At 61.4% G+C, this 12816-nt stretch carries 7 protein-coding genes and 4 pseudogenes; 1 reads left to right on the top strand and 10 read right to left on the bottom strand.

The genetic code is table 11. The features are described from left to right. Window positions 1-146: 146 nt before the first annotated feature. Window positions 147-452, bottom strand: coding sequence for a hypothetical protein (locus AC10V3_RS36870; RefSeq protein WP_349608092.1), 306 nt, complete (start codon window positions 450-452; stop codon window positions 147-149). A 571-nt stretch (window positions 453-1023) separates the two neighbouring features. After that, window positions 1024-1413, bottom strand: coding sequence for a hypothetical protein (locus AC10V3_RS36865; protein WP_349608090.1), 390 nt, complete (start codon window positions 1411-1413; stop codon window positions 1024-1026). Window positions 1414-1694: 281 nt separating this feature from the next. Between AC10V3_RS36865 and AC10V3_RS36860 the strand changes: the two genes are divergently transcribed. After that, entirely contained in the window at window positions 1695-2819 is a 1125-nt protein-coding gene (locus AC10V3_RS36860; RefSeq protein ID WP_454753775.1) for a molecular chaperone DnaJ, read from the top strand. Between the two features lie 173 nt (window positions 2820-2992). On the opposite strand, the gene AC10V3_RS36855 is transcribed toward AC10V3_RS36860, so the two are convergent. The 8 genes and pseudogenes from AC10V3_RS36855 to ybgF form a co-directional block, all read right to left on the bottom strand. Next, window positions 2993-3250 (bottom strand): H-NS family nucleoid-associated regulatory protein, encoded by a 258-nt coding sequence (locus AC10V3_RS36855; protein ID WP_349608902.1) that lies wholly within the window; start codon window positions 3248-3250, stop codon window positions 2993-2995. Then, window positions 3231-4250: pseudogene (locus AC10V3_RS36850) on the bottom strand (DNA-binding protein); the annotation flags it as partial. The gene AC10V3_RS36855 and the pseudogene AC10V3_RS36850, both read right to left, overlap by 20 nt. A gap of 345 nt (window positions 4251-4595) precedes the next feature. Further along, window positions 4596-5923, bottom strand: a pseudogene (ltrA, locus tag AC10V3_RS36845) (group II intron reverse transcriptase/maturase). A 531-nt stretch (window positions 5924-6454) separates the two neighbouring features. Beyond that, window positions 6455-6936, bottom strand: a pseudogene (locus tag AC10V3_RS36840) (transposase); the annotation flags it as partial. Window positions 6937-7231: 295 nt separating this feature from the next. Next, window positions 7232-8158 carry a LysR family transcriptional regulator gene (locus AC10V3_RS36835; protein ID WP_490924623.1) on the bottom strand — a complete coding sequence of 309 codons (927 nt, stop codon included), beginning with the start codon at window positions 8156-8158 and terminating at the stop codon, window positions 7232-7234. A gap of 114 nt (window positions 8159-8272) precedes the next feature. Further along, window positions 8273-9843 (bottom strand): IS3 family transposase gene (locus AC10V3_RS36830; RefSeq protein WP_490924622.1). Its coding sequence is split into 2 segments (ribosomal slippage): window positions 8273-9414 and window positions 9414-9843, totalling 1572 coding nucleotides; the frame shifts between segments, so codons are not numbered across the junction. A gap of 78 nt (window positions 9844-9921) precedes the next feature. Beyond that, window positions 9922-11547 carry an H-NS histone family protein gene (locus tag AC10V3_RS36825; RefSeq protein WP_490924621.1) on the bottom strand — a complete coding sequence of 542 codons (1626 nt, stop codon included), beginning with the start codon at window positions 11545-11547 and terminating at the stop codon, window positions 9922-9924. Window positions 11548-12037: 490 nt separating this feature from the next. After that, window positions 12038-12797, bottom strand: a pseudogene (gene ybgF / locus AC10V3_RS36820) (tol-pal system protein YbgF). Window positions 12798-12816 lie beyond the last annotated feature (19 nt).

Raw genomic sequence — 12816 nt, 5'->3', positions numbered from 1 at the left:
TCGGCGTTGCCGGATCTCGGCCAAAGCGGCCAGTCAGCTTCCCCGAAAACAGCCGACCGCGGGTGTCCGGTTTCAGATTTCACGAAGGGGCCTCCGACACCCGCGAATCGAAACTGGATGGCGTATAGCACCTTGAGCAACGCCATCTACAGGCGGCGGCACTGCCGTTCCCCAAGGGCGGCCTCTTCTATGGTGCGCGCCAAGGCGCCTGACGGACCCCTTTGGCCGCCTTGCGCAATGAATCGAGAGGTCGCGTCGACGACTGTTTCGTCGCTGTTTTCATCGAATACGTCAAAGACTGGTGCAACGACCGACTCTACAAGGGCAAATTGCTGCTTTTCAAATCTGCCTGGGTCGATGCGGCCTTCGGCATCGAAACTGAGAATGGAAAACGTTATTCGAACGACGCCCACCGGGTCTCTGGCCACGCATTCAACGACCACGTCGGCCATTCGTAATCGTTGTCCCGCAAAAACGGGCACACAGTGACTTGCCGGATCTCGCAGCATCCGGTCGAACTTGGTGCTCGACAGCCGCCAGAGGGTATCGTCCCGAGCAATGAGAAACCTTCGGCAGGAAAAGCCCATGGCTGTGCCGCCCGTGCATCAACTATGAAGCTCACCACGCTCGGTGAGCTTCCATAATGGGCCTTGCCAGTGGAAGCTTCTCCCCAGCACCCCACTCCGCGAGCATGACCAGAAGATTGTGTCCTCGTGGTCGATGGCCGGCCCCACTGCGCCTTTCTTGCACGTGAAGTGCGTCGCAGCCATCACGCGGGTGTCGTCGAAGTCAGTGGCGTGGCCGATCACGTCGCATGAGACTCCGCCACGGGCTTGCCCGAGCCCCGCTGAGGACCAAGGGCGGCGCCTCTCATCCAGAAGGTGTCCTGCATTGGTGATGTACATGCTGAATTGGATTCAAAGAATGACGTAGGCCTGTCCGTATCTCGTCGCGCGTTCCACTTCTACTGTCGGAATCAGACATGGAAGGCCTCGGCGAGACGCAAGGGCTGGCTTTGACGCCTCACTTGATGATCTCGCCGCTCCATCGATCACGGTTGGCCCAGAACGAACACCGCGGGCATTTTTCGCCTTCCGGATAGTCAACGCCTTCCTCATGCGGGCACCCGATGATGCGATCGACGGCCACCACCGATTTGGCACCATGCTGGTCAATGAATCGAATGATTGCTTCGGTAACTGCTGGATCCGTTCTCACATCAGTGGTTTCGCAGAACCACCGCTCAAGGGGGTCGGCGTCATCACCTTCGTGCGCGATGATGCCAACGGAGACTTTCGTCGCTCTCGTGTCGTCGGGCCCGTAGAAGGCAACCGTTGCCACCGGGTAGCCGCGGAAGCCCTTGTTGCGTTTTTTCGCGAACTTGTCTCGGTACCACTGAGCCTTGAATGTCATGACCACTCCTCGCATGCACTGCTAGTGACGTAAGCGGCGCCACCCCTTAATGAAGCTTACCTACTTTTCGCGCTCTTGACCGGAGCCAGTTCCGGCATTTGCCACGCCACAGCGAAGCTGCTCGCCGCCAAAGGGGCCAAGGGCAGCGCCATATCGATAAGAGCGGTTATCGATATAGGGCACGAAATATGAGCCTGCGCCACATGGTTTCCATCCACCACTCATCGGCTAGAATGCGCACAGCCTTCGCTTTCCACCGCTTTTGCGCGCAAATCCCCCACATGGCCAGGAACAACCACCAGTCTGTCAGCATCGCGCCCGACCACAACCGACCCATCCTGTCGAAAGGGCAGAAAACGTTCAACTCGCTGATCAAGCAGATCGAGAAGCGGCGCATGCGCCTGCGTGCTTGGGAAACCGTCACGCCCTCCTTCCAGCAGCGGTACGTCAACGACCTCCTGCCCCTTGAACAAACCTTGACCGATCTGCAGATCCGGATGGTGCATCGCCTTGACCGGGCCTACGAGCAAAAGGAACTGACCAAAGCAGAACGTCGCAAGCTCGCTGCAGTGATCACTGATTTGGCGGGCCCGCTGGCAGGTGAAGACGACGGCTTGAAAGCCATTTACAACAAGTACAGCGCGACCGACTACGACAGTGAAACCGCTGCTGAAATCGACGGCATGAAATCCATGCTTGAGGCCGTGCTTGGTGTCGAATTGGGCGACGACCTGGACATAAGCTCACCAGAGGAGTTGCTCCAGCACGCCCAGGCACACATCCAGCAAAGGCAAGCGGAAGAGGCCACAGAAGCCGTCGCGCGGGAAGCGCGTCGCGCCAAGCGGAAAAAATCGCCCAGACAGCTTGCGGCAGAGGCGCGCGCCCAGGAAGAGCAGGCTCAGATTAGCCTCTCCATCCGCGAGGTCTATCGCAAGCTGGCCAGCGCCCTGCATCCTGATCGCGAGGCCGATCCGCAGGAGCGCGACCGGAAGACCAAACTGATGCAGCGCGTCAATGAGGCCTACAACAAGAACAACCTGCTGCAGTTGTTGGAGCTACAACTGGAGTTGGAACACATCGACCAGCATTCGATCAACCACATCAGTGAAGATCGGCTGAAACACTACAACAAGATCCTGAAGGAGCAAATTTGCGAACTGGATCAGGAGATCCTGCATGTCGAAACCGCGTTTCGGTATAGCTATGGAATCGAGCCTTTCGAGGCTCTATCGCCCGACACCGTCCTGCGCAACCTTGCCGCTGATATCAAAGATCTCCGGCTCAACATTCGAGCCCTTGAGCATGACCTTGCGGCGTTCGAAGACATTAAGAATCTGAAGGGCTGGCTCAAGACCTTCAAGCTCGCACCGCCTGCGTCCGCTTTCGATGAGATGATGCCTTTCTAGCGCCGGCGCTGCCACTGCTCGAGCTCTCGCTGTTGGCGGCAACGATTGCTTCGCAGGCCTGGCTTCGCGCTCACCGCGCCCGTTCCCGCGCATCACGAACGGCTGATTTTCTATCAAAATCAGTTGGTTAGCGGAGATGTGGCGGATTTTTCACGAATTGCGACCAACCCTCACTAGCCGACCCGGAAAAATTCCACACTCTGCCCCGCATTGACCGCCCGCCGCAGCCAATCGGGCATCTCGCCCTGCCCGTCCCAGCTCATTCCCTGGGCGTTGCGGTAGCAGACCGGCGGCGGAGGGGGCGGGGGTGGCGGCGGATCAAAGCACCCCGCCGCCTCCAGTTCTTCCATGGTCAGTCCGTAGTCGGCCATCTGCGCCTGGATCCAGCGGATCGCGTCCGCCCGCTCATTTTCACTTGCCTTCGTTGCCATCAATCGGGTTGAGGGAGGGCGTCGGCGCAGCCTGATCTTTGCCCTGATCTTTGCCCTGCTCTTCGCTCTGTGCTTGCTTCTCGGTCGGCGCCGGGCCCCCGGCCTTGCGCCGCCGCCCACCACCACCCTCCCGCTCGGGCGGCGCCACCCGCAATTCTGCCAGCAGCTGGCGCGCCAGCGCCGCTTCGGCTTCGGCGCGCTCGGCCCGGCGCTGCGCCGCGGCCAGCTCCGCCTGCGCCGTGTCCAGGTCGCTGGCCGACCTGCGCTGCGCCTCTCCGGCGACCGCGAGCCGATCAGTGAGCGCCGCGGCCTGGGCTTCGAGCCGGGCGCGGGCTTCGGCCTGGGCCACGGCCACATCCCGGGACTCGCTGCGCGCCGCCGCCAGTTCCGATCGCAACTCTTCGGCGGCGCGCTCGCTCTTCTGGCACGCGGTGCGCTCCGCGTCCAGTTCGCGCAACGCGCGTCGCTCGCTGGCCTCGGCGCGCTCTTGTGCGATGGCCACCTGCTCGCGGGCGCGCTCCAGCTCCGTCGAGAATTGGGTACGCAGCTCCGGCAGTTGCCGGCCGGCGGCGTCCAGCTCGGCCCGCCCCGCCTCGAGCCGCGCCTGCGTCGCGGCGTGGGTCTGACGCTCGGCGGCCAAGTCTGCCTAGCTTTCCTCTAATACTTTCCCTGCCTCGGCGAGTTGGGCCGAGAGCGCCGCCACCTCGTCCCTCGCTGCCGCGGTCTCGGCCTGCGCGGCGTCGCGCTCGGCGTCGGCGGCACTGGCCGCGTGACGGGCCTCAGCGCGCAGCGTGGCCAGCTCGCTGGTGGCCGCTTCGTTGGCGGCCTGCCAGATCGTCCGCCGCACCGCCTCGGCGGCCACCTGCTTGAGCGCTTCCGGCAGGTCCGGATGCTCGATGGTGACGCGCGTGCGTCCGCGCAGCTCCTGCCAGAACGCCTGCAGCACCTCGGCCGGCGTGCCCATGCTGCCCTTGCGCACCAGGCTGTAGAGCTTGTTGGAAGCACCCCGTAATCGAACCTTATCGCCGCACCCGGCCAACGCCGGCGTCACTAGCATCCTGACCACGCGCGCAGCGCCCCTTGTTTGCGAGTTCGGCGGAACGCAACGGCAGTAGCCGGCCACTTTGGGCCGTTCAAGAACTCCGCACCTGATGACTGCGTCGGCCGATGAAGAGTCGCTCACCGACCCCGCCTTGGATGACTGCTCATAGGCGCCCACCGGACCTCCGCAGGCAGAGCCTGGATGCCGCTTCGTCGGCCAATACCGAATTTGTGGTCCGGAGCGCAGTTTCCGAGTCCGTTTCACCGCCGATACGGCGTTTGTCAACGTACATGTCGCGTCACCTCACGCAACCTGCTTTAGTTCTGCTGGCTCAATCCGTTCCGGATTGAGCCAGACTTCGTCCGCCAAACTCCAGTTCCGTGTCGGCCCGGACCACCGCTCGGGCGTTCTGGCCTTAGCCTCAGCATAGACTGCTTCACGGCGCGCCAGCACCGCTGCGGCTATGCCACCGTGGCGCTGCGCCGGTGTCACGAATTTCAGCCCACTATGCTTGTGCTCGTGGTTGTACCAGCGCACGAATCGCTGCGTCCATGCGCGCGCCTCGTCCACGCTGTCGAACGCCTGGCGCGGGTAGTCCGGCCGATATTTGCAGGTCCGGAACAGCGACTCGGCGTAGGGGTTGTCATTGCTCACGCGCGGCCGGCTGAACGAAGCGACCACCCCCAGGTTTTCCAGGGTGGCCAGCATCGTCGCGCCCTTCATTGGCACCCGCCGTTATCCGAGTGCAGAACCAGGGGACGTCCAGCCAGACCTTCGGCCAAACTGGCTCGCCGCATGAGCAACGCCGCCAACTCCGCCGATTCCGCCCGATGCACCTCGTGACCGACGATCTTGCGGCTGAACACAGTCAGTCCACAATCCTCCAACCGTGATGCAATGTCCCGCATCACTTCTTCGGCCTGCGCCTGGCTACGGCAGTGAACCACCGCATCATCGGCATAGCGCGCCCAGGGGCATTGTGAATGGGTCCGCCTCATCCAGCTATCGAACGCATAATGCATGAACAGATTCATCAAGATCGGACTGACCACCCCGCCCTGGGGTGTCCCCCGAGTCCGAGGCAGGGCCCCATCTTCGGTCTCGAACGGCGCAGTCAGCCACCGCTCGATGTACAACAGGATCCAGTCTTCCTTGATGTGGCGTCGCACTGCCTTGAGCAACAAAGCATGATCGATTTGATCGAACGCCGCCTTGATATCAAACTCAACAACCCAGTCATTCTGCCAGCAACGCTTGCGCGTCACGGCAATCGCCTGTTTCGCCGACTTGCCGGGCCGGTAGCCATAGGAATCTTCATGGAATACCGGATCGAGTATCGGCTCGATCATGAGCTTTACGACGGTCTGCGCGGTCCGATCCGACACAGTAGGCACGCCCAGCTTTCTCGTGCCGCCCTTGGCCTTCGGAATTTCAACCTGCTTCACCGGCGGCGGGAAGTACGATCCCGATGACATCCGGTTCCACAGCTTGTACAGATTTCCCGAGAGGTTCTGCTCGAACATGGCGATGGTTTCATCATCCACGCCGGCAGCGCCGCGGTTGGCCTTCACCAGCTGGTACGCCTCCCACACTGTGCGCTTCGCAATGCGATAAGGTTTTGTTGATGTCATGTCACTCATCCCCACAGTGTGGGTTGATGACCTTCGTCAACGGGATAACGCTGCCCCTTCGCTCCACCCTCATTACAAAGGTTTCAACACTACTACGGGCAGCTCCGCCCCTTGCTCCGGCCTCGGTATTCTTCCTCATGGTGTCTGCCACTTGTTCATTTCCCTTAACATCCGAAGCAAGGTTCTCACGTTCCGTACTGAAGCCTGTATTGAGATCATGCCGCCTATACACCGGCTGCCGTCGGGTCCATAGACAGGTGTCGCCCCGACTGGTCCCGAAGCTGGGGAGCAGCCTCGGTTTTGACAGCGCCTTATCGATTTGACGATGCGTCATCGGACGGTTTGCTTGCGCTCATCTTCTCAACACGTACCTGACACCTTGACGATGCCTTTTCCACAGTCGCTCACCACCACACCTTTTGGGCGCAGCAGCACTGGGCGGTTTGAAACCTGCTCCTGCAAGCCGATTTCGGGAGGCCTACTCCCATCTTCAGTACAGCATCGCAGACTCACGCCTGCGTTCGTGACACACCTCCCCAAATCGCCTGGGCTTTTTTTCTCAGAATCAGCAACGCGGCCGCTTCCGCCAGCGCCTTCTCCTTTCGCTGTAATTCCTTCTCAAGCTGCTGGATGCGCTTCTTGTCACCCTTGGACTGAAGCCGTTGTTCTCGCGCCTGTTCACCGGCGTTGGCATTGGCCGATCGACAGGCCTCTCGCCAGGCAGCGATCTGCTCCGCGTAAAGACCCTTGCGGCGGCAATACTCCGCCAATTCCGCTTCATTGAGCGGCGCGGTTTCCAGCACCACCGCAAACTTGTCTGCCGAGGACCAGGCCTCGGGGTTCTTTCCATCTCCCGGCACCGGGACTCCTTGCGCTTTCATCTGTCGACGCCAAGCATACAGCGTTTGCTCAGTGATCCCCGTCTGCTTTGCCAGCGCCGACACCAACGCATTCTCGGGCGGCATCATGCGGCGCAACAGCGCTTCCTTTCTCTCTGCTGAATAGGCTCTCATTCACTCTGACTCTACCGCCCCCAGACTGGGTCAATCGAAATCAGGTAACACGACAACTATGCTGACACCGGGGGGATAGGAAGGCCGCCGGGAGCCCGGGCCAAAGCAAAACAGGGAAGGCGTCGATGAGCAGGACGGGCGATACAAGGGCGGGTACGTTTCCACCTTGAGCATTTAAGGTCATAGGACGTGCCCTAAAGCTCAATGCTTGTGGAATCATCGGACGCGATTCTCTCACATGCTGGAGATCCGGATATCCACTTTAGAACCCATTTCAAAAGCCGGGCCTGAGCGCTTAATGGGGCAGCCATTCAATGCTTGCAGACTTGCCCATGAGGAAATCGGCGTTTGCGTCGGCAACTCGTCGGAGGTAGTCCCATAACGCCTTGATTCGGGCGAGCTCTCTTCGTTCCTGCGGTGCGACGAGCCAAAAGGTTCTAGTGATGTCAATTTCGGCGGGAAGGATGGGAACGAGACCTTCGGTAACGGACCCTAGGAAACACGGCAAGACGGCCATACCGAGCCCGGAGCGGACGGCCTGGAGTTGAGCGATAACGCTAGTGCTACGCATGAATGGCTTTGCCGCGGGCAGCCACTTGTGCAGACTGAACTGCTGTTTTGCGAAGACCAGATCGTCCACGTAGTCGATCCATCGGTGACCGGGAAGGTCTGCCAGACCACCGATCGGCGGGTGGCGGCGTAAATAGTCGTGAGTCGCATACGGAAGCAGGCGGTACTGTGCAAGCTTGCTGGTGACAAAGGTGTCAGTGGTAGGCCGATCGACGGTAACGGAAGCATCGGCTTCGCGCTTGGACAAATTGACGTTCCTCGGCATCGGCAGCAAGTCGACAGTGATCCCAGGATGGCGTGTGCAGAAGTGCGCCAGATGCGGCGCGAGAAAGTAGCTGCCGAACCCCTCCGTGGCGCCCAACCGTATCTCGCCGCTCAGCGCCCGGGTATCGCCAAAGACTTCGGATTCGACGGTCGCGAGCGTGCTCTCCAGCTTCTCGACATGCTCCAGCAGGCGGTGACCCGCGCTCGTGAGACGATGGCCTTGCGAGCTCCGGTCAAACAGTTTCGATCCAATGTCCTCTTCGAGTCGCGCCAGCCGACGTGAAATGGTGGACTGATTCATGTCGAGCGCATGTGCCGCCTCCAACGCGGATTGCGCCCGCGCCACGCCGAGAAATACCCGCAAGTTGTCCCAGTTGAACTGATTCAAGGCGCCTCCAAATAGGCAAAAACGCATAGCTAACTTGCATATTTTGCCACACAAAATGCATAAATAGCGATGTAGCATCGGCCCCGGCGCGCGTCAAGGTAGATGTCGCCTCATTCATGCAGCCAAACGCTGGTTTTCGGCGCCTGGCTTGATACCGGTGGGCACGGCAATCTCGCGCTCCGGATTGAGCGTGACCGTGTCGATTGGCGACCAGTCTCGCGTGTGGCGTGACCAACGACGCGGGTTGCGCTCACGGGCCTGGGCGTACAGCTCATGGCGCGCGGCCAGAATCGTGTCATCTTGTCCGGCGTGGCGCTGTGCCGGGCTCACGTAGCGGATGCCGCTGTGGCGGTGCTCATGGTTGTACCAGTGGACGAAGTGGGCCGCCCACGTACGTGCCGTGGCCAGATCGGCAAAGCCTGTAGACGGGAACTCCGGCCGGTACTTGGCTGTGCGGAAGAGGCTTTCCACAAACGCGTTATCGTCGCTCACGCGGGGACGCGAATACGAGGGCTTGACGCCCAGCCAGTGCAACATCGCCAGCACCGTGGTGGCCTTAAGCGTGGCGCCGTTGTCACCGTGCAGCACCGGCTTGGCCGCCATGGCGTGAATGCCCTCGGCCAGCGCTGTGCGTTTGACCAGATGCGCCGCGTGGTCGGCGTCGTCGCGATCGTGGACCTCGAAGCCCACGATCTTGCGGCTGTAGACGTCCAGGATCAGGTACAAGTAAAACCAGCGCCCGGCGACCTGGGCCGGCAAATAGGTCATGTCCCAGCACCACAGTTGGCGCGGCCCCGTGGCCACGTGCGTGGTAGGCGGACGGCTTTGGCGCGGTGCCTTGGCGCGTCCTCGATGCCGGGTCTGCCCATGGGCGCGCAGCACCCGACCAAAGCTCGATTCGCTGGCCAGGTAGACACCCTCATCGGCCAGCATGGGCACGATGCGCGCCGGCGGCATGTCGGCGAAGCGCGGCTCGTTGGCAACGGCCAGAATGCGTTCGCGCTCCTCGATGCTCAGCGCATGCGCGGGCGTAGGCCGCTCAGCCCCGGGGCGGCGGTCGCCGACCACCAAGCCATCGTGGGCCTTCCAGCGTTGCAACGTGCGCACCGTTATGCCAGCTACCTCGCAGGCCAGGCGCAGGCGCGCCCCGGCTGCGTGAGCGGTTTCGATATGGCGGACCATCGTGTGGCGATCTTCCAGGCCGATCATGCGTCCTCGTCCTTGTCCTTCGGGAAGATCCCCTCGAGCTTTTTTGAGAGTATCAACAGGGCGGCGGCTTCGGCCAGGGCCTTCTCCTTGCGGCGCAGCTCGCGCTCGAGTTCCTTGATACGGCGCCGATCGGCCTTTGTCTCACGAGGGGTGGCGCGCGCATCCTCGGGCTCAGCCAGCGCCTGCGTGGCGGCAGTGCGCCACTGCTCCAACTCCTGCGGATACACACCGTTCTCACGGCACCAGGCGTTCTTGCTGGCCTCGTCCATCGCAGCCGTCGCCAGCACCGCCTCAAACCTGGCCGCCGCCGTCCATGCCCGCTCGCGAGCGGGCATGGACATAGCGTCCGCACGCCAGCGCTCAAGCGTGGCCACTGCCACACCCAATTCCCTTGAAACCACTTCCACCGCCGCACTCTCCGGCGGTAACAACCGTACTACCGCCCGGTCCTTGAATTCTTTTCCGTAACGAGCCACTTCTATCTCTTTTCGCCCCCAGGGTTCAAATTCTATCGGGGCGACATCTATTCTGCCGCGGGGGGCTATTTCACGTCATTACCCTGCTGCAATCAAATATCGCCCCGGCTTTTTCCCGAGCCAAGCCGGAGCTCTGCCGCGGCCAGACCACGTCTTGCCGGTCTTTGGGTCGCGGTATCTCGCCGGCAATGCAGCTTTAGATTGTTGCACGCCCGTACCGACAGAGCGGCCACGGCGAGGCTTGACCGCAATGTCGTCGATGCTTAGGTCGTACTCCCGCATCAACCGCTGAATCTTCTCGACCACACTTGGCAATTCCGCTCGCAACTTCTCAAGTTGTGCGTTGACAGTTGCCAGTTCAGCGAGCAATTCTCGAGGAGTTGCCGCCCTGAGAGCGCGTGGCTTTTCCGTAGGCATTTCGGGTGCTACGGCTGTCTTGAGCGCTTTGGGTGTCACAGCCCTCATGCGCCTTTCCGGTGCCACGGCCTGCTTGCGCGCTTTCGGCGCCACTAGCTCCTTGTGCGCTTCCGCTACTTCAATCTGTACTTCCGGCGCCGCGGCTTGCGTCGGCACTTCCGGTGCTGCGGCGACAGTTGGCGACTTCCGACGCTGCGGCTTCTGCCGGCGAAGTTCCGGCGTCGCGGCTTCTGTCGGTACCTCCGGTGCGGCGGCTTGGGTAGGCACTTCCAGTGCCGTCGCTTCAGTCGGCGATTTCCGACGCCGCTGCTTCTGTCGGCGGACTTCCGGTCCCGCGGCTTCTGTCAGTACTTCCGGTGCTGAGGCTTGGGTAGGCACTTCCTGTGCTGTCGCTTCAGTCGGCGATTTCCGATGCCGCTGCTTCTGTCGGCGAACTTCTGGTGCCGCGACTTCTCGAGGCAAGTCCGGTCCTCTGACTTCAATCGGCGCTGCCGGTGCCGCGGGCTCTGTCGGCCCGCCCGGGGACACGGTTTCAGTCGGCGCTTCCAGTGCCGCGGGTTGAGTTGGAACTTCCAGTGCCGCGACCTCCGCTGGCACTTCCGGTGCAACGGCTTCAGTCAACACTTCCGGTGCCGCCACCACAGTCGGCACTTCCCGTGCCACAGGGAGCCGCCGCCTACGCCGGTATGACACCGTCGCCGCCGGGCCGCTATCCCGGGTCAGTGACCAGAAGTCCCCGCTGCCCACCGGGCGCCGGGGACCTACGGCATCGGCATCAACTTTGCCAACACTTCCGTCGCCGTCATTCGCTTGACCGTTGACGCGATGAACGCCGGGCTTCACGTTACGGCCTGGACCTCCTGCCTGCGTAAATCCCTGCGGCGCCTCAGGCGTGACAAGGACATCAACTCGCTGCGGATTGGGGACGAGATCGGCTTCCTTTGTCGGACTCACAGCATCGGCGAATGGCGCCTCATCCGTTGGAACATGAGCCTTCGCCTCCTGCTTGACGCCAGCTTCCCCCCTGCTCCAAGCCTTCTTCAAGAATTCGCGAGCCCACTCCACACTGAACGACTCCGAATCAACCTGCTCTTGCAGGTATTCGGACAAACGCTCCGCCGCATCGTCCAGTTCATCGTCCTCGGGCTCAGGATAAAAAATCGGCTGAAACGCTTCGTCGGCTTCTCTCCTTGTCGACACGGTGTTGAAATGCGACCAGTGTTTGAACCCGATAGCTCTTGATATTGCGTCTTGCGCGCGTGTAAGGCGAACCTCGCGGTCGGTCATGTTCCGTAGCAGCTTTGCGACTCTTTGTACATCACGACGAGTAACGAAATACAAGTCTCGGGACATCGAATTTAACCCTCTTGAATTATGAATTCGGTGGCAAGCGGCAGCTGCTGGCCTTGGCGTCAGCTCTTACGCCCACGGCGCTTTCCACCTCATGTTTTCCGGCTTGACGTCGAGTAATCTCCAACGACTCTTGCGCCGCGCGAACTTCTGCTGCCACCGCGGTGGCTTGCACGGCATTCGCTCGATGAGCCTGCTCATCCGCCAGCGCCTCTCGGAGCATTGTCAACCCGTCTTCCGCCTTCGCCAAGTTTGCCTTCAGTACCGTTATGAGGAGTTGGCCGGGATGGAACAGTGACCGCTGACAACACCGGCGCCTCCAAGCCTGCAGTGAACGCCCCTGACCAAGATACGCCCCTATGCTCTGCAGTGCATAAGGGCGTATCTTGGTGGTAGGCCTGGTGCGGCCGGCTGGAAGCCGCCCCACTCACTTCAGCGTCTTCAACCGGTTGCTCGCCGCACGCGCGCCTTCGGTACTGGGATACTTGGCCACCACCTGTTCCAGCGTTTTGCGCGCGGCAGCCTTCTGGCCTGACTCGAGCTGATTATTGGCAACCGCAATCATTGCGTCCGGCACCTTGGGATGCGTCGGGTTGGCATTGATCATTTTCTGCAGAGTCCAGGTGGACCCCTTATAGTCGCGCTGCGCGTATAGCGAGTTGCCGAGCCAGTACTGCGCCAGCGGCAGGTACGAGCTCTGTGGATACTTCTTGATAAAAGACGAGAACGAATTCCCCGCGCTTTTGAAATCGCCCGCCTGGAAATGCTTGAGCGCGGCGTCGTATTCGGGCTTCTCGCCCGGCTGCGACGTGCCCTGGCGGTCTTCGACCGAAGCCTGCTGCGGCTCGAGCTTCTTCAGGCGCGCATCCAGGTCGGCGTAGTAGTCCTTCTGCTGCTTCTGCAGCGTTCCCACCGTGTTCTGCAGCACTTCGTTCTGGCCGCGTAGCCGCGCCAGTTCCTGGCGTAGGCCTTCGAGCTGGTTCTGCATGTCGAGCGTGGTGCGGCTGTTCTGCTCAATGCGCTGGGTCGCAGTCGCCTGGAAACTGTTGAACTGGTCGACGCAGGTTGATGACGGTTCTGCGCGCCTGGTCATCGTCGAACACTCCGGCATGCGCCTGCGTGGGTGGCAGCATGCCGCCGCTAGCAATGGCAGCGAGCCACAACAGGGTGAAAACGCGTACTTTCATGGATGGGTCTCGTTGGTTG

The sequence above is a fragment of the Cupriavidus sp. PB-02 genome, from assembly GCF_058252315.1.
This window is presented reverse-complemented; position numbering and strand designations above follow the sequence as displayed.